Origin of the sequence: Arthrobacter jiangjiafuii (assembly GCF_018622995.1) — a bacterium.
Taxonomy (GTDB): Bacteria; Actinomycetota; Actinomycetes; order Actinomycetales; family Micrococcaceae; genus Arthrobacter_B; species Arthrobacter_B jiangjiafuii.
This window is the reverse complement of record NZ_CP076022.1, coordinates 2,582,784-2,603,472: the sequence shown is the minus strand read 5'-3', so window position 1 is coordinate 2,603,472 and position 20,689 is coordinate 2,582,784. Positions and strand designations below refer to the sequence as shown.

Below are 20,689 nucleotides of genomic sequence, written 5' to 3'. Positions count from 1 at the left end.
ATCAGTTCAGGCTAATGCGCGGGTCGAGGAACGCGTACGCGATATCGGCCAGCATGTTGAAGGTTACGGCGGCCACACCGGTCACCAGGAAGAAGGCCATAATCACGTTCGGGTCGACGTTGTGGAGCCCGTCGGTGAACATCCTGCCCATGCCGCTCCAGCCAAACACCGCCTCAGTGATCACTGCTCCGCCCAGGACTCCGGCGAAGTCGAACGCCATCAGGGTGGTAATGGGAATCATGGCGTTTCGGAAGGCATGCTTGACGACGACGGTCCGCTCGCTCAGGCCTTTGGCCCGTGCCGTGCGCACGTAGTCCTGGTTCATGACGTCGAGCATGGAAGCGCGGGTATAGCGGGTGTATGTCGCGAAAGAGATCAGCATGATCGCGATAGTCGGCAGCACCAGATACAGGACATAGTCCAGATTGATTTCCCAGAACGTGCCCTGCAGGTTCGGGGTGGAGGACCCGGTGGTGGGGATGGGCCGGCCGCCGTTTTTGCGGGCCAGAGACGGGTACGCGGCGAGCAGGGCGTCGATGAAGACAAAGAAGCCGATGGCCAGCCCGATGACCACAGTGAGGTTTCGCGCCTGTTTGGAGTAGGGGCCGCCGACGAAATGCCCGATGGCCAGTGAGACGCCCGCTGTGATCGCGGCCAGGGCGGCGATGATGCCCCAGTTCGGATCCTGCATGAGCGGCTGCGTGACGAGGTAGCCGATGAAGCCCGTGGCAGCGGTGGCAAGGGCTGCATAGAGGATGCGGCGGCGCCGGAAACCGGCAAGCAGGGCCGTCAGCCCCAGTGCCAGGCCAAAGGCTGTGACGAGGAGGCCGACCGGTCCCAGGCCGGGTGTCTTGAACCAGTTGGTCACGAGCAGCAGATAGAACGTGACGGAGGTGCCGACGGCGACGATGCCGAAGACCTTCAGGCGGCGGCGCCGGTCGCCGCCCAGGGCGACGGCTCCGACCACGCCGGCAATCAGCCCTATGGCGGCTATACCCAGATAGGACATCTGCGGATCGGCCAGCCACGTGTTGAGGTCGATGGCCAGGTACTGCTTGAGCAGGGTGGACAGCCAGAACAGCGGCATGGAGAACAGCAGGAAGGATACAAAGGTGATGGAGTAGTCGAAAACGCTGTACTGGCGCAGCGCGGTGACCAGGCCGACGCCGACACCCAGGACGAGGGCGATCAGCGTGGCGACAACAACGAGCCGGAAAGTGGAACCGATGGCTGTCTGCAGCTGTTCGATGACTGGGCTGCCGGCACGGTTCAGGCCAAGGGTGCACTCCGCGCCGCCGGGAATGATGCAGCGGCCCACTTCCTGTAGCCAGAGCAGGTAACGGGCGGCGACCGGCTGGTCCAGATGAAGGGCGGCCGTGCGCTGGGCAATGCGCGATTCGCGCTCGGCGCTCTGCAGTTCAATGAGGTCAGCGAGGGGATCACCCGAGTTGACGGCAAGAATGAACATCAGCACGGTGGCGGTGAGAAGAATGAAGAACGAGGTCACCGCTCTTTTAAGGATGAAGTAGAACACCGAAGGCTCCTAGGGGGATGGTACGAAAGCCGTGAGCGGGCAAAAGTCAGGGATGGGCAGACCTGTGGTCTGCCCATCCCGCTTTTTAACCGTTATGGCGTGATGCCTTGGTTAGGCCTGCTTGGTCCACTTGTAGGCGTTCCACGTGACGCCGTTCTGGGCCGGGTTGTATTCCACGTTCTCCATGGAGGAGTTGTGGGCAATGATGTCCGAGTTGGCGAAGAGGAGGACGTTGTAGACGTCCTTGGCGAGTTCTTCTTCCAGCTGGATCTTCAGTTCCAGCACCTTGTCGGCGTCAGTGGTTGCAGCGATCTCGTCCCACAGTTCGTCGACCTTTTCGCTCTTGTACTTGCCGTAGTTCTGGACACCCTCGGAGTCGTAGATCGACTGGCCGCTCGCGACCAGGCCGGATCCGGCCCAACCGAAGAGCGCAGCGTCCCAGGATCCGAGCTCATCGAGCTTCTTGGTCCATTCGGCATCCGGAGAAGCGATGATGTTGAAGCCGGCCTGGTCGCAGGAGTCCTTGATCAGGGCAGTGATATCGGCACGCTGCTGGCTGGCAGCGGAGAAGAGCACACGGACGTCCACGGGAGCCGTCTTGCCGGCCTCGGCCAGGAGAGCCTTGGCTCCTTCGACGTCAACCTCGTCGTATTCGCTGGCAGCCGGAGCACCTTCGAGGACCTCATCGTATTCAGGCTGTGAGGGCTGGTATTCGCGGAGGTTGACCACGGTGGCTTCGGGATCGACCGGCTTGACGAACTTGTCCACGATGTCCTGGCGGGGAACACACTTGGAGAAGGCCTGGCGGACCTTCAGGTCCTTGAACACGCCGTTCTCGGACTGGTCAAGGTCAATGTGGGAGAAGGTCATGCCGGAACCGGTGAGCATCGTGACGCTCTCGCCGATCGCGGTGATCTGGTCCTTGGTGTCTCCGGTGGGGCCGGACGGCTCAATGATGTCGACATCACCGTTCTGCAGGGCCTGGACTGCCTCGGTGTCTTCAATGGTCTTGAAGACGATGCTGTCGGTGGCGCCCTGGCGCTTTTCGCCCCAGTAGTTCTCGTTCTTGGTCAGCGTCAGGTTTCCGCCTGCGGCGTTGTCCAGCTTGTACGGGCCGGAGGAGGGGATCAGCGCAGCGTCGGGCAGCGAGGGAAGGCCTTCGGCGTAGCCCCAGCCGGTGTTCCAGAACTCCGCGACGGGCTTCAGATCCGCGATGGCGCTGTCCTGGATCGCGGCAACAAGTGCTTCGCCGTTGTTCTCGACGCTCATTCCGCCCTGCTCTGCGGCGATGTGGGCCGGCATGAGGGAACCGATCATGAGGTTTTCCCAGTCGGCGTAGGGAGTTTCGAAGACGTACGTGAACTCCTTGTCGCCTGCCTTGCCCTCGGGCATGGCCAGGTACTCATAGCCGTTGTTGGAGGAGGGCTCGAAGATTTCCGCTTCGCCTTCGAGGACCTTGCCGGAGAAGGCGGCCCAGTTCAGCAGGATGTCGTCGAAGTCGATGGGGGTTCCATCGGACCACTGTGCGTCTTCGCTGATGGTGTACTTGACGGTCAGGGGCTCGTCACTGACCTTCTCGAAGGTACCGAACTCCTCGTTGTGGATCACGCCTTCGGGGCTGTACTCCACGAAGTTGCTGTGTACCAGGTTGTCCACATAGGTGTTGTACACGCTGTTGGACTTGGAGGTACCGCCGTTGTAGAAGTCCGGAGCCTGGCTGATGGCTACGGAAATAGACGAGGCGAGGTTGGCTTCCTCGGTTTCGGCGGTTTCTCCGCCGCCGGCTGAGCCACAGGCGCCCAAGAAGAGGGCCCCCACGGAAAGTGCGGCAAAAGTTGCCGTGCGCTTCGTACGCATTCGTAGTCCTAACTGGTGATGAGTAGTCAGGAACCACCGCTGGCGGCTCCCCCAAGGCGGCCGTGATGACCGCCACATGTCCAGAAGACTAGCCACTAAATGTTTCAGGTGTGAAAACTGTTAGCGGATGTTAACTGATCGTTACCTCGTTTACTCCTGGGATGGGGAATAGATCCCCGGGTTAACGGCATCAGGCCCGGCGAAAAGCCGGGGCCTGATGCCAGGGTGCCTTGTTGAGGCACAGCGAAAAAAGGGTTGGTTCGGTTAGTTCATGTCCGGCAGGTCCAGCCAGCGGTACCAGCCGCGGTGCAGGACCAGCCAGGCCATCAGCCCATAGCCGGCCTGTCCCGGAGTCCCGCCGTTGGAGGCCAGATCGGTGCGCCACTGCTCGTGATTGAGCAACGGGGTGAGGGTATCGACGTAAACATGCTTGCGCCGGGTCGTCACGTCGCCAAAGGCCGCCGAAAGGTCCGAGAGCCGACGATTTCGTTCAGCGTCGAGTCCGGGGGGCGGCCCGACGACAAACACCTTGATGCTCATCTGCGCGGCGCCGTCCAGGATGTTGGCCAGGTTCAGCCGGCTGCGGGCCGTGGACAGGTCCAGGTCCAGGTCGCGGTCGGACAGGCCGATCACGAGGCGGTTCTCGCAGTGGTCGTCAAACCTGCGTCCCGCCTCCTGCAGCCAGCGGTTGGCCAGCGCTTCAGTACCCTCCTGGGGGGCGGCCAGCGTGTAGGCCTGGACGCTGGCGTTCTCGGGCGTGGTGCGGGCCAGCACGCGGCCCAGCCAGCCCAGGGCGCGGGGATCGCCGTGCCCGGCGAGCAGCTCGTCCCCGACGGCGGCAAGCCTGATTCTGCGTTGTTCCACTAGTCACCTTCTCCGGTCACAAAAAAACGGGGTGGGGCACCATTGGCGCCCCACCCCAAACTTAGCCTACTGACGTTCGAAGGCCTTCTTGACGAGAATGTCCTGCTCTACTGCGTGCCGCTTGGCAGAACCGGTGGCGGTGGATGCCGACGCCGGCCGCGAGACCAGGCGCAGCGGCCGGTCCAGTTCAGCCGGCAGGTTCAGGCCGATAAACGGCCACGGGCCCTGGTTGGCAGGTTCATCCTGCGCCCAGACGACGTCCGCATTCGGGTACGTGGCGACGGCGGCCCGGATTTCAGCGGCGGGCAGCGGGTAGAGCTGCTCAACGCGGACGATCGCGGTCTTTTCGTCGCCGGTCTTCTGGCGGTTGGCCAGCAGATCGTAGTACAGGCGGCCCGACACCAGGAGCACCCGCTCGACGGCGTTTGCGTCGAGTTCGGCATGTTCCGGGATGACCGGCTGGAACGAACCCTGCGTGAAGTCCTCCACCGAGGTGGCTGCCGCCTTCAGGCGCAGCAGCTGCTTCGGTGTGAAGACGATCAGCGGCTTCCGCGGACGGCTGTAGGCCTGGCGGCGCAGCAGGTGGAAGTGCGAGGCACCCGTGGTGGGGTTGGCAACAATCATGTTGTCCTCGGCGCACATCTGCAGGAAGCGTTCGATCCGGGCCGAAGAGTGGTCCGGACCCTGTCCCTCGTAACCGTGCGGCAGCATCAGCACCAGCGAGGACCGCTGGCCCCACTTCTGCTCGGCGGAGGAAATGAACTCGTCAATGATGGTCTGGGCGCCGTTGACGAAGTCGCCGAACTGGGCCTCCCAGAGCACGAGTGCATCGGGGCGCTCCACGGAGTAGCCGTATTCGAAGCCCATGGCGGCGAATTCGGACAGCAGGGAATCATAGATCCACAGCTTGGCCTGGTTCGGGTCCAGCTCGGCCAGCGGGGTCCACTCGGCGCCGGTGGCGCGGTCGTGGAACACGGCGTGGCGCTGGGTGAACGTGCCGCGGCGGGAGTCCTGGCCGGCGAGGCGTACGGGGACGCCTTCCATGACGAGGGATCCGAAGGCCGCAATCTCGGCGAAGCCCCAGTCAATGCCGCCTTCGCGCGACATCTGCTCGCGCTTCTCCAGCAGTGCCTTGAGCTTCGGGTGAACGGTGAAGCCTTCGGGGACGGCGATGTGTGCCTTGCCGATGTGGGCCAGGACCTCGGCGGAGATCGCCGTGGACGCCGGCGACACGATGGTGGTGCCCTCCTGCTGGGACGACGGGCGTTCCAGGTCGGAGACCGCTTCGGTGTCCTTGGTGATGACCGGCAGGGGTGAGGTCTGGGCGGCGTGCGTCTCCGCAAAGACCCGCTCCAGGCGGCCCTGGTAGTCGCGCAGTGCCTGTTCGGCCTCTTCCTGGCTGATGTCACCGCGCCCGATCAGGGATTCGGTGTACAGCTTGCGCACGGAGCGCTTGGCTTCGATCAGGCTGTACATCATCGGCTGCGTCATCGAGGGGTCATCGCCCTCGTTGTGTCCGCGGCGGCGGTAGCAAACCATGTCGATGACGACATCCTTGTTGAAGCGCTGACGGTAGTCGTAGGCCAGCTGCGCAATGCGCACTACCTGCTCCGGATCGTCGCCGTTCACATGGAAGATCGGCGCCTGGACCATCTTGGCGACGTCGGTGGAGTACACCGAAGAGCGCGAGGAGGTGGGGGAGGTGGTGAAGCCCACCTGGTTGTTGACCACAACGTGGATGGTTCCACCGGTGCGGTAACCCCGAAGCTGGGACAGGTTCAGGGTTTCAGCGACCACGCCCTGGCCCGCGAACGCGGCATCGCCGTGGATGAGGATCGGCAGGACGGGGAATTCATCGCCCTTGTCCAGCCGGTCCTGCTTGGCCCGCACGATGCCTTCGAGGACGGAATCCCCGGCTTCAAGGTGCGAGGGGTTGGCTGCCAGATAGACCTTTGTCTGGTTGCCGTTGTCGGAGGTGAAGGTGCCTTCGGTGCCGAGGTGGTACTTCACGTCGCCGGAGCCCTGCACGCTGCGCGGGTCCTGGGTGCCTTCGAATTCGCGGAAGACCTGGGCGTAGGTCTTGCCGGCAATGTTGGTCAGGACGTTCAGGCGGCCGCGGTGGGCCATGCCGATGCCGACCTCGGCCATGCCGTCGTCGGCCGCACCGGAAATAACGGTATCCAGCAGCGGAATCAGGGACTCGCCGCCTTCGAGCGAGAAGCGCTTCTGGCCCACGAACTTTGTCTGCAGGAACGTCTCGAAAGCCTCGGCTGCGTTGAGCTTGCTCAGGATGCGCAGCTGCTCTTCACGGGTGGGCTTGCTGTACTTGGTTTCCAGGCGGTCCTGGAACCATTCGCGCTCCGCCGGATCCTGGATGTGCATGTACTCGATCCCGGCAGTACGGCAGTAGGCATCGCGGAGCACGCCGAGGATCTTGCGCAGCTTCAGCATCGGCTTGCCGCCGAAACCACCGGTGGGCCATTCGCGGTCCAGGTCCCACAGGGTCAGGCCGTGGTTCAGGATGTCCAGGTCCGCATGGCGGCGCTGGACGTATTCCAGCGGGTTGGTGTCGGCCATCAGGTGGCCGCGGACGCGGTAGGAGTGGATCAGCTGCTGGATGCGCGCAACCTTGTTGATCTGCTCATCCGGGTTCACCTGGATGTCCGGGCTCCAGCGGACCGGCTCGTAGGGGATCCGCAGCGATTCGAAGATCTCGTCGTAGAAGCCCTGCTCGCCGAGGAGCAGCTGGTGGATGATGCGCAGGAACTCGCCGCTGCCGGCACCCTGGATGACACGGTGGTCATAGGTGGAGGTGAGCGTGATGATCTTGGAGATGGCGTTCTGCGCCAGGATCTTCTCGTTGGACCCCTGGAACTCCGCTGGGTAGTCAAGGGCGCCGGCGCCGATGATGCAGGCCTGGCCCTTGGACAGCCGGGGGACGGAGTGGACCGTTCCGATGCCGCCCGGGTTCGTCAGCGAGATCGTGGTGCCCTTGTAGTCGTCCGCGGTGAGCTTGCCGTTGCGGGCCTTCTTTACGAGCTCTTCATAGGCGTGCCAGAACTCCGAGAAGTTCAGCGTCTCGGCCTTCTTGATGTTCGGCACCACCAGCAGGCGGCTGCCGTCGGGCTTGGGCATGTCGATGGCCAGGCCGAAGTTCACGTGCGCGGGCTGGACGGCAACGGGCTTGCCGTCCACGACGTCGTAGTACACGTTCTGGGACGGGAACATGGCCGCAGCGCGGATGATCGCGTAGCCGAGCAGGTGGGTGAAGGACACCTTTCCGCCGCGGGCGCGTTCCAGGTGGCTGTTGATGACAATCCGGTTGTCAATCAGCAGCTTGGCCGGAACCGCGCGGACCGTGGTGGCCGTGGGAACGCTCAGGCTGAGGTCCATGTTGGTCGCGATGGCCTTGGCCGGACCGCGCAGGACGTTGACCTTGTCTTCCTCAGCTGCGGCGCTGGAAGGCTGGGTCTTGGGCAGCTGGGCGGGAATCGGCGGCGTCTTGCTTTCCGCGGCGTCGGTCTTCGCCTCAGCAGGCTTGGAGTCCTTGGCTGCCGAGTTGGACGAGGCGCTCTCCTTGGCCACCGGGGGCTTGCCGGATTCCTGCGTGGCGGCAGGGGATTCCCCCGAAGCCTTGGGCTTGGCTGCTTCAGCCGTTACCACCGGCAGCTGGCGGGTGGAGGGGGTGGCACTCTGCCCGTTCGCAGCGGATCCGTTCCCATTGGAAGCGGCGGCGCCGGAGACCTGCGCCTCATCTTCCTTGAAGGAGTCGAAGATGCTCCACCACTTCTTGTCAACCGAGTTTTTGTCCTTCAGATACTGCTCGTAAAGTTCATCGACAAGCCACTCATTGCCGCCGAATTCTTCCGGCAGCCGGTGGTTGGATTGGTCTGGCACTGTTAATACGCCTCTTCCATGAGTTGCCTTTTGCCCTGTTTGGCACCATGTCTGAGGGCTTGTAGCCTCAAAAACCACTGGTGCGGCCCGGCCGGTGCGCAGTGACCGAGACTTCATGCCAGTCTAGTGACAATCGCGGACAACTGGCCAATTCAGATTGACTTCATCATGTCAGGCCCTGAATCCCGCCCGCCGTCGCGCTCCGACGGCAGGGCCCGGCACGGACAGGGACGTGGTGGGGAGTGGGGGTGGACGGGGCCTCCGTCCAGGCGGCTGATCGACGAATGCGACAGAGAATCCTGCTGTGGCGCTGAAAAGCCAAACCTGTAAACTGGAGAATCTAATGGACAGTTTCTCTAGGCGCCGGCCTGCGTCCCCGTCCGCAGTAACTGCGGACCGCACGCACAGAGCCGGCCATGCCCGTACCCAGACTCACCGAACCCCTGTAGACGTATCGGAGCCTTCCAGACCGGCTGCAGCCGATCACCCTCCGTCCGTCCCCGGCCGTAATCCACTGCCGGCAGCCTGTTCCCATACAACGCCCCCCACGGTCCGCCGCGGGTTCGCAGCCCCCGCCACCGCGGCGGTGGGAGCCTAAATGGAATGGCTTTATCTCGCTTTCGGCCTGGTGCTGATTCTCGGTACCGGCTTTTTTGTGGCCGTGGAATTCTCCCTGGTCGCCCTTGACCAGCCGACCGTCCGCCGGGCCGTGGAAAACGGAGACAAAGCAGCCGAACCACTGCTGCGCTGCCTGACGTCCCTGTCCACCCAGCTGTCGAGCTGCCAGCTGGGAATCACCCTGACGACGCTGCTGACCGGCTTTGTCATGGAGCCCTCGGTCGGCAGGCTGCTTCAGCCTCCGCTGGCCGGGCTGGGCCTGCCTCCGGTCGCGGTGGACTCCGTCTCCGTGGTGGCCGCGATGATCCTGGCCACCTTCCTCTCCATGCTCCTGGGTGAACTGATCCCCAAGAACATGTCCATTTCCCTGCCGTTCCGGATGGGCCGCGCCCTGGCCCGGCCGCAGCTGGCCTTTACCGTCCTGTTCAAGCCGGCCATCCTGCTGCTGAACGGCTTCTCCAACAAGGTGCTGCACCTCTTCGGGCTGGAAGCCAAGGAAGAGGTCTCCGGAGCACGCACTCCGGCAGAGCTGTCCTCCATGGTGCGCCGCTCCGCCGAGATGGGCACCCTGGACCAGGGCACGGCGAACTTCCTCTCGCGGACCTTTTCCTTTGCGGAGCGCACGGCAGCTGACGTGATGACTCCGCGCATCCGCCTCGAAACCATCGACTCCGAGCAGTCGGTTGCCGATGTCATCGAAGCTGCCCGGCGCACCGGGTTCTCCCGTTTCCCCGTCCTGGGCGACTCGCCGGACGACATCCGGGGCGTGGTCCACGTCAAGAAGGCAGTGGCAGTGCCCCGCAACCGGCGGGCACACCTTCCGGCAGGGGCGATCATGAGCGAGGTCCTGCGCGTGCCGGAAACCGTCCATCTGGACAGCCTGCTCTCCGAGCTGCGCGGAGCGAACCTGCAGCTCGCCGTCGTCCTCGATGAATGGGGCGGAACCGCCGGCGTCGCGACGCTTGAAGACCTGGTGGAGGAGATCGTGGGGGAGGTCTCCGACGAACACGACAAGATCAAGCCCGGCGTGCTGCAAAGCGCAGCCGGGGCCTGGTATTTCCCGGGCATCATGCGCCCGGATGAAGTTTCGGCACTCGTGCCGGAGCTGGAGATCCCGGATGAATCCGGCTATGAGACGGTGGGCGGCTACATCATGGCTGAACTGGGCCGCATTGCCGAGGTCGGCGACCGGGTCAGGGCCCAGGGCGGCCTGCTGGAAGTGGAACGCATGGACGGGCGCCGGGTGGACCGGGTCAGTTTCATTCCGCGCACGGACGACGACGATCCGGCGGCCCAGGACGAGGGGCAGCCGGTTTCGGACCGCTCCACAGTCTCGGACAGCGCTGCCAAGGGGGAGCAGCGATGAGCGGCGACGTGATGGGCATTTTCTGGCTCGTGGTGCTGTTGATTGGCAATGCCTTCTTTGTCGGCAGCGAATTTGCCGTCATGTCGGCACGCCGCAGCCAGATCGAGCCGCTGGCCGAAGCCGGGTCCAAGCGGGCCAAGACCACGCTCTGGGCCATGGAGCACGTCTCCCTGATGCTGGCCTGTGCCCAGCTGGGGATCACGGTATGTTCCCTGCTGATCCTCTCGGTGGCAGAACCGGCGATCCACCACCTGCTGGCGGCACCGCTGGAGGCCCTGGGCCTGCCGGTGGAAATCGCCGACGGCGCCGGGTTCCTGGTTGCCCTCTTGATCGTCACCTTCCTGCACGTGACGTTCGGGGAGATGGTTCCGAAGAACATCTCGGTATCCGTGGCAGACCGGGCGGCGCTGCTGCTGGCTCCGCCGCTGGTGCTCATTTCGAAGGTGGTGCGTCCGGTGATCTTCAGCCTGAACTGGCTGGCGAACCACGCGCTGCGGGCCATGGGGATCACGCCGAAGGACGAAGTGGCCTCGGCGTTCACGCTGGAGGAAATGCAGTCCATCGTGGAGGAGTCCACTAAACACGGACTCGTTGCCGATGACTCCGGAGTGATTTCCGGGGCGCTGGAGTTCTCCGGGCAGTCGGCCGGCACCGTCATGGTGCCGCTGGACGAGCTGGTCACCCTGAGCACCGACACCACTCCGGCGGAGTTTGAAAAAGCGGTGGGCCGCACCGGATTCTCCCGTTTCGTCCTGATCGACGACCTGGGGAACCTGACCGGCTACATGCACCTGAAGGACATCGTGGCCATCGGGGCAGACGCCTATGACCGGCCGCTGACCGAAAACAAGGTACGCACTTTGGCCAACCTGCGGCTGGACACCGGCATCGAAGACGCCCTCGCCACGATGCAACGCACCGGTTCCCATCTGGCCCGCGTGCTGGGGCCGGATAACCAGACCCGGGGAGTGCTCTTCCTGGAGGACATCATCGAACAGCTGGTGGGCGAGATCCGGGACGCCACCCAGGCCCAGGGGTTCCGCCGGTCCGGGGAGCGCTACTCCGAGTAGCAACCCCCGACACGTAGATGCGAATGATTCGCGTTTAGGTTATGCTGATGGGAGTTCCCCCGGGAGCTCCCGTCAGTCGTTTAAACTCCATGCTGGAACAGGGACACCAAAACCTATGCGCCGATTCTCCTTCCGTCTTGCCGGTGTGCTGCTGGCCGGCGGCGCCCTTTCCCTGGCCGGCTGCAGCGCCGACCCCGCCGGAACCGGACCGGACGCCGGGGAGGGGGCCATCGACGTCGTCACCTCCACCAACGTGTACGGCAACATCATGGCCACCGTGGGCGGAGACAACGTCAGCGTGCAGGCCGTCATCGACCGCCCCAGCCAGGACCCGCACTCCTACGAGGCCACGGCCCGGGACAAGCTGGCCGTCTCGGATGCCGACCTGGTGGTGCTTAACGGCGGCGGCTACGACGTCTTCATGGAGCAGCTGGTCCAGGAATCCGGGATCGATCCTGCCGATGTCCTCAATGCGGTGGAGATCTCCGGGCTGGAGACCGAAGGCGATGCCGAAGCCCACGGCGAGGAAACCCACGACGACGAATCCGGCTCCCACGACCACGGCGGCCACTCACACGGTTCCTTCAACGAACACGTCTGGTACAGCCCCGAGGCGATGGGGCTGCTGGCCGAGGCTGCGGCGCAGCGGCTTGCGGCACTGGACCCGGACAACGCGCCGGCGTACCGGGAGAATGCCGCAGCCTTCAACGGCGGCATCGAGGAGCTCAGCGCCGAACTGGCACAGGACAAGGAAGCCGCCGGCGGCCGCGATGTCGCAGCGACCGAGCCGGTGCCGGAATACCTGTTTGAGGCCGCCGGACTGCACAACGCCACCCCCGCGGCCTTCGCCTCAGCGGTCGAAGCCGGCTCCGATGTACCCCCGGCCGTGCTGAACGAGATGCAGGACCTGCTGCGCTCAGGGACCATCGCCTTCCTGGCCTACAACACGCAGACTTCCACCGCGCAGACCGAAGCCGTCCGCACCACCGCCGAGGAGGCCGGCGTCCCGGTCCTGGACTTCGCCGAAACCCTTCCCGAAGGCCAGGACTACCTGTCCTGGATGGGTTCCAACGTGGCCTCGATTGACGACGTGCTGCGGTGACCGGTCCGGTAGTAAGGCTGCGCGGAGCCGGACTCAGCTTCGGCAGCCGCACCCTGTGGGACGGCCTGGACCTGGATATCAACGCCGGGGAATTTCTCGCCGTGCTCGGGCCGAACGGCTCCGGCAAGACCAGTTTCCTGAAGGTCCTGCTCGGGTTGACCCAGCTGAGCCGGGGAACCGTGGAGATCAACGGAAAACCGGCCCGGCGGGGCAGCGCCGACATTGGCTACATTCCGCAGCAAAAAGCCTTCGGCCCCGGAACCCCGCTGCGGGCCCGGGACCTGGTGGGCCTGGGTGTTGACGGCAACAAGTGGGGACTGCGGCTCAAGCGTGCCCCCGTGCGGACCCGGGTTGATGACCTGCTGGAACAGGTCGGTGCCACCCGGTACGCCAACGAGCCGGTGGGGCTGCTCTCGGGCGGTGAGGTGCAGCGGCTGCGCGCGGCGCAGGCCCTGGCCACCGATCCTGACCTGCTGCTCTGCGACGAGCCGCTGCTGTCCCTGGATTTGAACCACCAGCAGGCCATCAGCGCGCTGATCGACCGGCGCTGCCATGAACAGGGCTCGGCCGTGGTCTTCGTGACCCACGAAATCAACCCCGTCATCGAGTATGTGGACCGCGTCCTGTACCTGGCCGGCGGAACGTTCCGCACCGGGACCCCGGACGAGGTGCTGCGCTCGGACGTGCTGTCGGAAATGTACGGCAGCCGGGTGGAAGTACTGCGCAGCCACGGCCGCATTGTTGTCCTGGGCATCCCCGATGCCACCACCCATGTACACGGAGAGGGCGGCGACGACCTTGGACCTGCGTGATTTGCTCTCCGCTGTCTTCAACTTCAGCGACTACGGGCAGCTGTTGCCCCTAGTGGCCAATTCCATTTGGGCAGCAGCGATTCTGGGCCTCGTGGGCGGCCTGATCGGCACCTTCGTGCTGATGCGGGACCTGGCCTTCGCGGTGCACGGCATCGCCGAGCTGTCCTTCGCGGGCGCGGCGTTCGCCCTGCTGATCGGCGCCAACGTGGTCATCGGTTCCCTCGCGGGCTCCGTGGCCGCGGCCCTCCTGCTGGCCGTCATGGGTTTGAAGGCCCGGGACCGGAACTCGGTCACGGGAGTGATCATGCCGTTCGGCCTCGGCCTGGGAATCCTGTTCCTGGGGCTCTACGAAGGCCGGTCCGCCAATAAGTTCGGGCTGCTCACCGGCCAGATCGTTGCCGTGGACACCGTGCAGCTGAACCTGCTGGCCGGAACCGCCGTCGTTGTCATCGCCGGACTGGTGCTGATCTGGCGGCCGCTGACCTTCGCCAGCGCCGACCCCGAGCTGGCCGAAGCCCGCGGCGTACCGGTGCGCATGCTCTCCATCGTGTTCATGATCCTGCTGGGGCTCTCCGTGGCCCTGTCGATCCAGGTGGTGGGGGCCCTGCTGGTGTTGGCCCTGCTGATCACGCCGTCGGCGGCTGCACTGCTGGTGACGTCGTCGCCCCGGCTCGTGGTGGCCCTGAGCGTGCTGTTTGCCGTGACGTCGGCCGTGGGCGGCATTCTGCTGGCCCTGGGCGGGCGGATCTCGATCAGCCCCTACGTCACCACCATCTCGTTCCTGATCTATCTGGTGTGCCGGCTGGTCAAGCGGCAGCGGACCAGGGTCCGGCGCCGGGCGGCTGAAAGGCCCGCGCAGCCGGCCCGCTAAAACACGCTAAACGCGGTTCGCCGCGCCGGGTTCGGGCGCGCTGCATTCCGGGCAGAGCCCAAAGATCTCCACGGTATGGGCCACATCGGTGAAGCCGTACTGCGGGCCCAGGCCGGCTGCCCATGCCTCGACGGCCGGGGCCTCGACCTCCACCGCTTTTCCGCAGTTGCGGCAGACGAGGTGATGGTGGTGGTGCTCGACGGCGCAGCGCCGGTAGAGCGCCTCGCCTTCACCGTTGCGGAGCACATCCACCTGGTTTTCCTCCGCCATGGACTGCAGGATGCGGTAGGTCGTGGCAAGGGAGACGCTGTCCCCCTTCTCATGCAGCAGCCGGTACAGCTCCTGCGTGCTGACGAAGTCATCAAGCTCGTCCAGGGTGCGGCCCACCGCCAGCCGCTGGCGCGTGACCCGCTGCTCCGGAGCCCGCTTGGCGGGCTGGGACGTCTGGGATGCCATGCTCACTCCTGGGGATGACGGAACGGTGGCGCCGGAACCGGTGTGCCGCCTTCGGACGGCGGTCGGAAACCCAACGGCTGCGCCGGATTCACCGGCGCAGCTTCCAGATTATCGCACCGGGCCCGGGGCAGGACCCGCCGCATGCCGCGGCTACGGATCCGGCAGTGCCTTCCCCGGAGTACCCTGACCGTATGAAACTGACCAAGTACACCCATTCCTGCGTGCGCCTGGAGCGCGATGGCGCGGTCCTGGTCCTGGATCCGGGCACGTATTCCGAAGTGGAAGAGGCGCTCGACGGAGCCCACGCCGTCCTGGTGACCCATGAGCATGCCGACCATCTGGACCGGGACCGGGTGCTGGCACAAATGAAAGCCAACCCGGAGCTGGTCGTTTACGCACCTGCGGCGCTGGCCGCGCAGCTGCGCTCGTCCGGCGACGACGGCGCGGACAGGATCATCGACGTCGAGCCCGACACCGCCTTCACCGCAGCCGGCTTTGATATCCGGTCCTTCGGCGGGCAGCACGCCCTGATCCATCCGCTGGTGCCCCTGGTAGCCAATGTCGGCTATCTCATTGACGGCGCGATCTATCATCCGGGGGATTCCTTCGTGGTTCCCAACGGGGTCAGCATGCAGACCCTGCTGCTGCCCATCCACGCACCCTGGTCCAAGGTGGGGGAGGTGCTGGACTTCGTCATAGCTGCCGGAGCCGAGCGTGCCTACCAGATCCACGACGCACTGCTGAATGACAAGGGGCTGGCCACGGTCGAAAAGCACGTCAACCGCATCGGGAAGCTGTACGGAACCGACTACCGGCACCTGGCCGCGGGCGAAGCGGTGCAGCTGTGAACGGGCCCGTGATCGACGTTCCGGGCCTGCAGGAGCTGCTGGCAGCCGGCGGGCCGGTGGTCCTGCTGGACGTGCGCTGGGCATTGGGCAGCACCGACGGCTTTAAGCAGTACCAGCGCGGGCACATTCCCGGTGCCGTGTACGTGGACCTGGAGAAGGAACTGGCTGCGCCTGCAGGCAACGGCACAGCCGGACGCCATCCATTGCCCGACCCCCGGGAATTCGAGCGGACGGCGCGCAGCTGGGGAATTTCGGCGGGGGACACGGTGGTGGTGTACGACGCCGTGTCGGGCACCTCAGCGGCACGCGCGTGGTGGCTGCTGCGCCATGCAGGAATGGAATCGGTCTACCTGCTCGACGGCGGCGTGGTCGCCTGGCACCGGGCCGGACTTGCCCTGGAGGGCGGATCCGTGGTGCCCCGGCCCGGAGACGTGGAGCTCACCTGGGACCGGATGCCGATTCTCGAGATGTGGGATGTCCCGGCCCAGCTCGCCGCAGGGCGGCTGCTCGACGCGCGGGCCAAGGAGCGCTACCGGGGCGACCGGGAACCGGTGGATCCGATCCCCGGGCATATCCCAGGTGCAGTGAATGCTCCGGCGACGGAGAATCTGAGCGCCGAAGGCACCTTCCGCAGCCCCGGAGAGCTGCGGGCGGCGTTTGGAGCCCTTGGCGTGCGCTCCGGCGCGCCGGTTGCCGTGTACTGCGGTTCGGGCATCACCGCCGCCCATGAAGTGGTGGCGCTGGAACTGGCCGGGTACAAGGCGGCACTCTATCCGGGGTCCTGGTCGCAGTGGTCATCGACCAAGGGATCGCCGGTGGCAACCGGCCAGCAGCCGGGGGAATGGCCGGGAACCGGCCAAAGGCGATAGCGTCTAGGAATGATCACCGGCCGACCCGTCCCTCCGCCCCTGCGCCCGAAGATACCTGCCCCCGCGCAGGGGCCCGGGGCGACGGCCGCTGCCCGTGTATCCCCAGCCGCCGGCACGTCTTCCCAAGGAGCCCCCATGCCCACCCTGTTCACCAAGATCATCAATGGCGAGATTCCCGGCCGGTTTGTCTGGAAGGACCAGGACGTGGCGGCGTTCCTGAGCATCGGACCGCTCGCCGACGGGCACACCCTGGTGGTGCCGCGGCAGGAGATCGACAAGTGGACCGACGCGCCGGCGGAACTGCTGCAGAAGCTGACCACCGTGGCGCAGGCCATTGGCCAGGCGCAGGTCTCCGCGTTCGGCTCGGACCGGGCCGGGCTGACCGTTGCCGGCTTCGAGGTGGATCACCTGCACCTGCATGTGTGGCCGGCCAATTCCATGGCGGACTTCGACTTCAGCCGGGCCGAGTCGAATCCGGATCCGGCCCGCATGGATGAGAATGCCGACAAGCTGCGCCAGGCCCTGCGGGCGGCCGGGTACGGAGAGTTCGTGCCCGAACAGTAGGCCGGGGTACCCGGGCCCGCGGGCCCGGCCCCGGCGCTGAACCCTAGGCCGGGGCGAGCGCGGCGTTCAGCGCGGTCCGGATCCGCTTTTCGGACACCGAACGGACCGTGCCCAGCTCCTGGGCGAAGAAACTGATCCGCAGTTCCTCGATCATCCACCGGACCTCGGTCAGCGCCGGAGGAGTTCCGGAGCCGGGCAGCAGCGCCGCCACGGCGTCGTCGTACTCATCCTCCAGGGCCTGGACCACTGCCATCTGCTGCCCGTCCCGCTGCACGTTGGTGGGGAGCTTCTCGAGCCGCCGCTCAATGCCGGCCAGGTAGCGCGGCAGATGGGTGAGCTGGGCGTAACCGGTGCGGGCCACGAAACCGGGGTAGACCAGGGAATCCAGCTGGGCACGGATGTCGTTCAGCGCGCTGATCAGTGCCAGGGACTGCGTTCCCTTGAGCGCCTTGGTGATCCGGCGGGTGCTGGAGAGGATCTTCTCCACCGTCGCCGTGACGGTGAAGACGGTGTCGATCAGCTCGGCCCGGACCTTTTCATACAGCTCGTCAAACTCGGAGCGGGTCCACGGCAGCGCCTCGGGGGTCAGCTTGTCCACTGCCGCCAGGGTGCAGTCCTCGATCAGGGCAGCCACCGACCCGTGCGGATTCTGGCTGAAGGTCAGCTTCTCGGCGTTGCTCAGGTGTTCCAGGACGTATTTGGCGGGGCTGGGAACGCGCAGTACCAGCAGCCGGATGACGCCTCCGCGCATGGCAACGGCTTGTTCACCGGCGTTCTGGAACATGCGAAGTCCGGCAGTGGATCCCTCGTCCACCAGCGCGGGGTAACCGGTGACCATGTGTCCGGCCACCAGGCGCTGCACCTGCTTCTCGACCGTGCCGACGCTCCACTCGGTCAGTCCGGAGGCCTCGGAGAAGGATGAGTCGGCTCCGGCGGGCTGGCCCTGTACAGTGCCCGGAGCGGTCATCTTGCCCTTGCCCTTCCCTGTCCGCTGGCCGGCGGCCTTGGGCGTGACGGTCTTGGGGGTCGCACCGAGCGACTCGGCGATGGCGCGGCGGGTGGCAGGGGCCAACGACTCCTGCAGCGACGCCAGGTCCTTGCCCTCGTCGAGGACCTTGCCGGAGCTGTCCACCACGCAGAAACTCATCCGCAGGTGTTCGGGGACGGCATCCCAGTTCCAGGAACCGGGCGGAATAATGTGCCCCTTGAGCCGGCGCAGGGCCAGTTCCAGGGAGGGCTCCAGCTTGTCGTGTGCCGGATCGAAGTCAGCCGCCAAAGCCGCGGCAGCGGCGCGGGCCACGTCCGGAGCCGGGATGAAGTTCTTCCTGACTGCCTTGGGCAGCGACTTGATCAGTGCCGTCAACAGCTCCGCGCGCAGCCCGGGGATCTGCCACTTGAACGGTTCCGGGTCCAGCTGGTTCAGGAACAACACCGGAACCTCAACGCTCACGCCGTCGCCGGCTCCGGCAACGCCGGGGGAGAACTCGTAGCTCAGCGGCAGCTCAAAGTCCCCGTAGGTGAAGACTTTGGGGAAGTCGTTTTCGTCCAGGCCCGCGGCGTCGTCGGTGCGCAGGGCATCGGGGTCGAAGTCCAGCAGCGCCGGGTCCTCGTGCCGGGCGCTCTTCCACCACTTGTCGAAGTGGCGTTCGGAGACCACTTCCTTGCCGACGCGCTCGTCGTAGAACTCGAACAGCGTTTCGTCGTCCACCCGCAGCCCGCGGCGGCGGACCCGGTTCTCCAGTTCCTCCACTTCGGCCAGCAGCGCCTGGTTGCGGTGGAAGAACTTGTGGTGGGTGCGCCAGTCGCCCTCAACGAGGGCATGGCGGATGAACATTTCGCGGGACAGCTCCGGATCAACCCGGCCGTAATTGATGCTGCGCTGCGGAATGACCGGAACACCGTAGAGCGTGACCTTCTCATAGGCCATCACCGAGCCCCGGCTCTTGGACCAGTGCGGTTCGCTGTAGCTGCGCTTGATCAGGTGCGGGGCCACTTCCTCGACCCAGAGCGGATCGAACTTCGCGGCCACCCGGGCCCACAGCCGGGAGGTCTCCACCAGCTCGGCGGCCATGACCCAGTCCGGCGTCTTCTTGAACAGTGCAGAGCCGGGGAAGACGGCGAACCGGGTGCCGCGTGCTCCGGCATACTCCCGCTTGCGCTGGTCGTACAGGCCGATGTGGCTGAGCAGCCCGGCGAGCAGGCTCATGTGGATCTCTTTGTCGCGGCCCACCGGATCCACCGGGTCGGCGCTGAGGGTGATGCCCAGCGGCTTGGCGATCTGGCGCAGCTGGGCAAACAGGTCCTGCCACTCGCGGATGCGGACGTAGTTCAGGAACTCGTTTTTGCACATCCGGCGGAACGCGGAGGAGGAGAGTTCCTTCTGCTTGTCCTGCAGGTAGCGCCAGAGGTTCAGGTAGCCGGTGAAGTCGGAGTTCTCATCCACGAACCGCTTGTGCAGCTCGGCGGCCTTCTGGGCCCGGGCGGCGTCGTCCTTGTTTGGGCGTTCGCGCGGATCCTGGATGGTCAGGGCGGCGGTGAGCACCATAACTTCCTTGGCACAGCCGCGGGCTCCGGCCTCCACGATCATGCGGCCGAGCCGGGGATCCACCGGCAGCTGGGAGAGCTTGCGCCCCACCGCGGTGATGCCGCCGGCCGGTTCAAGGGCCCCGAGCTCCTTGAGCAGGGTGGCGCCGTCGTTGATGGCTTTGGAGTCCGGCGGCTGCACGAACGGGAAGTCCGCGACGTCCTTGGGGCCCTTGGCTACGCCCATGGCTGCCATCTGCAGGATGACGGCGGCCAGGTTGGTGCGCAGGATCTCCGGATCGGTGAACTCCGGCCGGGACTCGAAGTCCTCCCGGGAATACAGCCGGATCGCGATGCCGTCTGACACGCGGCCGCAGCGGCCCGAACGCTGGTTGGCCGAGGCCTGGGAGATCCGTTCGATGGGCAGCCGCTGGACCTTGGTCCGGTGCGAGTAGCGCGAGATGCGGGCGGTGCCGGTATCGATCACGTATTTGATGCCCGGCACCGTCAGGGAGGTCTCGGCGACGTTGGTGGCCAGGATGATGCGGCGCGCCTTGCCCGGATGGAATACCTTGTGCTGGTCCGCCATGGACAGCCGGGCGAACAGGGGCAGGATTTCGGTGCCCTGCAGCCGGGGGACCCGCTGCACCGAAGCACGCAGGGCATCGGCGGCGTCACGGATCTCGCGCTCGCCGGAGAAGAAGACCAGGATGTCCCCGGGTGCCTCACGGGAGAGTTCCTCGACGGCGTCGCAGACGGCGTCCACCGGGTCGCGGTCCTCCTCGAGTTCGTCGTCGGAGTCCTCGCCCTCGCCGCCGCCGTCGGCCGGCTGGTTCAGCGGCCGGTACCGGACTTCGACCGGGAAGGTCCGGCCGGAAACCTCGATGATCGGAGCAGGCTTGCCGTCCTGCGCGAAGTGCCCGGCGAAGCGCTCGGGGTCAATCGTGGCCGAGGTGATGATGACCTTCAGATCCGGCCGTTCCGGCAGCAGCCGCCGCAGGTAACCCAGGATGAAGTCGATGTTCAGGCTGCGCTCGTGCGCCTCGTCAATGATGATGGTGCTGTATTTTTTCAGCTTGCGGTCATGCTGGATCTCGGCCAGCAGGATGCCGTCGGTCATCAGCTTGACCTTGGTCTGCCGGCTCGTTTCGCCGGTGAACCGCACCTGGTACCCCACCTCGGCTCCGAGGTCGACGTCGAGCTCCTCGGCAATCCGTTCCGCCACAGTGCGCGCGGCAAGACGGCGCGGCTGGGTATGGCCGATCAGGCCGTGCTCGGCGAGCCCGAGTTCCAGGCACATCTTGGGGATCTGGGTGGTCTTGCCGGAGCCGGTTTCGCCCGCAATGATCGTCACTTGGTTGGCTGCAATGGCGGCCATGATGTCTTCGCGGCGCTCCGAAACGGGCAAGAGCGCGGGATAGGAAATAGTCAGTGCCAT

Annotated in this window: 14 protein-coding genes; 8 read left to right on the top strand and 6 right to left on the bottom strand. The window is 65.6% G+C overall.

Annotated elements, in window-relative coordinates:
* Window position 1: 1 nt before the first annotated feature.
* From KKR91_RS12170 to KKR91_RS12155, 4 genes are all read right to left on the bottom strand, one after another.
* The gene (locus KKR91_RS12170; protein WP_210231284.1) at window positions 2-1,534 is read right to left on the bottom strand and encodes an ABC transporter permease; all 1,533 of its coding nucleotides are present in this window, start codon (window positions 1,532-1,534) and stop codon (window positions 2-4) included.
* Between the two features lie 111 nt (window positions 1,535-1,645).
* Complete coding sequence (locus KKR91_RS12165) at window positions 1,646-3,391, bottom strand: ABC transporter family substrate-binding protein (protein WP_210231285.1); 1,746 nt, start codon at window positions 3,389-3,391, stop codon at window positions 1,646-1,648.
* A 264-nt stretch (window positions 3,392-3,655) separates the two neighbouring features.
* The gene (locus tag KKR91_RS12160; protein WP_210231286.1) at window positions 3,656-4,255 is read right to left on the bottom strand and encodes a GDSL-type esterase/lipase family protein; all 600 of its coding nucleotides are present in this window, start codon (window positions 4,253-4,255) and stop codon (window positions 3,656-3,658) included.
* A gap of 66 nt (window positions 4,256-4,321) precedes the next feature.
* A complete protein-coding gene (locus tag KKR91_RS12155) occupies window positions 4,322-8,152 on the bottom strand; it encodes a multifunctional oxoglutarate decarboxylase/oxoglutarate dehydrogenase thiamine pyrophosphate-binding subunit/dihydrolipoyllysine-residue succinyltransferase subunit (RefSeq protein WP_210231287.1) in 3,831 nt (1,276 codons plus the stop codon).
* Between the two features lie 598 nt (window positions 8,153-8,750).
* Between KKR91_RS12155 and KKR91_RS12150 the strand changes: the two genes are divergently transcribed.
* From KKR91_RS12150 to KKR91_RS12130, 5 genes are all read left to right on the top strand, one after another.
* On the top strand, window positions 8,751-10,136 hold the full coding sequence (locus tag KKR91_RS12150; RefSeq protein WP_210231288.1) for a hemolysin family protein: 1,386 nt from the start codon (window positions 8,751-8,753) through the stop codon (window positions 10,134-10,136).
* A complete protein-coding gene (locus tag KKR91_RS12145) occupies window positions 10,133-11,206 on the top strand; it encodes a hemolysin family protein (RefSeq protein WP_237686064.1) in 1,074 nt (357 codons plus the stop codon). The genes KKR91_RS12150 and KKR91_RS12145 overlap by 4 nt, the downstream gene beginning before the upstream one ends.
* Before the next feature lie 115 nt (window positions 11,207-11,321).
* Window positions 11,322-12,308 (top strand): metal ABC transporter solute-binding protein, Zn/Mn family, encoded by a 987-nt coding sequence (locus KKR91_RS12140; RefSeq protein WP_210231289.1) that lies wholly within the window; start codon window positions 11,322-11,324, stop codon window positions 12,306-12,308.
* A complete protein-coding gene (locus KKR91_RS12135; RefSeq protein ID WP_210231290.1) occupies window positions 12,305-13,120 on the top strand; it encodes a metal ABC transporter ATP-binding protein in 816 nt (271 codons plus the stop codon). Before KKR91_RS12140 ends, KKR91_RS12135 begins: the two co-directional genes overlap by 4 nt.
* A complete protein-coding gene (locus KKR91_RS12130; protein WP_210231329.1) occupies window positions 13,107-13,991 on the top strand; it encodes a metal ABC transporter permease in 885 nt (294 codons plus the stop codon). Before KKR91_RS12135 ends, KKR91_RS12130 begins: the two co-directional genes overlap by 14 nt.
* A 6-nt stretch (window positions 13,992-13,997) precedes the next feature.
* Here KKR91_RS12130 and KKR91_RS12125 read toward each other — a convergent pair whose 3' ends face one another.
* Complete coding sequence (locus KKR91_RS12125) at window positions 13,998-14,447, bottom strand: Fur family transcriptional regulator (protein WP_210231291.1); 450 nt, start codon at window positions 14,445-14,447, stop codon at window positions 13,998-14,000.
* A gap of 191 nt (window positions 14,448-14,638) precedes the next feature.
* Between KKR91_RS12125 and KKR91_RS12120 the strand changes: the two genes are divergently transcribed.
* The 3 genes from KKR91_RS12120 to KKR91_RS12110 all read left to right on the top strand — a co-directional run bounded on the left by KKR91_RS12120 (window position 14,639) and on the right by KKR91_RS12110 (window position 16,728).
* Window positions 14,639-15,295: an MBL fold metallo-hydrolase gene (locus KKR91_RS12120; protein WP_210231292.1), complete on the top strand. Its 657-nt coding sequence runs from the start codon at window positions 14,639-14,641 to the stop codon at window positions 15,293-15,295.
* Window positions 15,292-16,164, top strand: a complete 873-nt coding sequence (locus tag KKR91_RS12115; protein WP_210231293.1) for a sulfurtransferase — start codon at window positions 15,292-15,294, stop codon at window positions 16,162-16,164. Before KKR91_RS12120 ends, KKR91_RS12115 begins: the two co-directional genes overlap by 4 nt.
* A gap of 135 nt (window positions 16,165-16,299) precedes the next feature.
* A complete protein-coding gene (locus tag KKR91_RS12110; RefSeq protein WP_210231294.1) occupies window positions 16,300-16,728 on the top strand; it encodes an HIT family protein in 429 nt (142 codons plus the stop codon).
* A 43-nt stretch (window positions 16,729-16,771) separates the two neighbouring features.
* Here KKR91_RS12110 and hrpA read toward each other — a convergent pair whose 3' ends face one another.
* Complete coding sequence (gene hrpA, locus KKR91_RS12105; protein WP_210231295.1) at window positions 16,772-20,689, bottom strand: ATP-dependent RNA helicase HrpA; 3,918 nt, start codon at window positions 20,687-20,689, stop codon at window positions 16,772-16,774.

Excerpts from the sequence above, each read along its gene's own strand:
- KKR91_RS12165 (WP_210231285.1), bottom strand. The coding sequence starts at position 3,391 with ATGCGTACGAAGCGCACGGCAACTTTTGCCGCACTTTCCGTGGGGGCC.
- KKR91_RS12150 (WP_210231288.1), top strand. The coding sequence starts at position 8,751 with ATGGAATGGCTTTATCTCGCTTTCGGCCTGGTGCTGATTCTCGGTACC.
- KKR91_RS12110 (WP_210231294.1), top strand. The coding sequence starts at position 16,300 with ATGCCCACCCTGTTCACCAAGATCATCAATGGCGAGATTCCCGGCCGG.
- hrpA (WP_210231295.1), bottom strand. The coding sequence starts at position 20,689 with ATGGCACTGACTATTTCCTATCCCGCGCTCTTGCCCGTTTCGGAGCGC.
- KKR91_RS12145 (WP_237686064.1), top strand. The coding sequence starts at position 10,133 with ATGAGCGGCGACGTGATGGGCATTTTCTGGCTCGTGGTGCTGTTGATT.
- KKR91_RS12140 (WP_210231289.1), top strand. The coding sequence starts at position 11,322 with ATGCGCCGATTCTCCTTCCGTCTTGCCGGTGTGCTGCTGGCCGGCGGC.
- KKR91_RS12125 (WP_210231291.1), bottom strand. The coding sequence starts at position 14,447 with ATGGCATCCCAGACGTCCCAGCCCGCCAAGCGGGCTCCGGAGCAGCGG.
- KKR91_RS12120 (WP_210231292.1), top strand. The coding sequence starts at position 14,639 with ATGAAACTGACCAAGTACACCCATTCCTGCGTGCGCCTGGAGCGCGAT.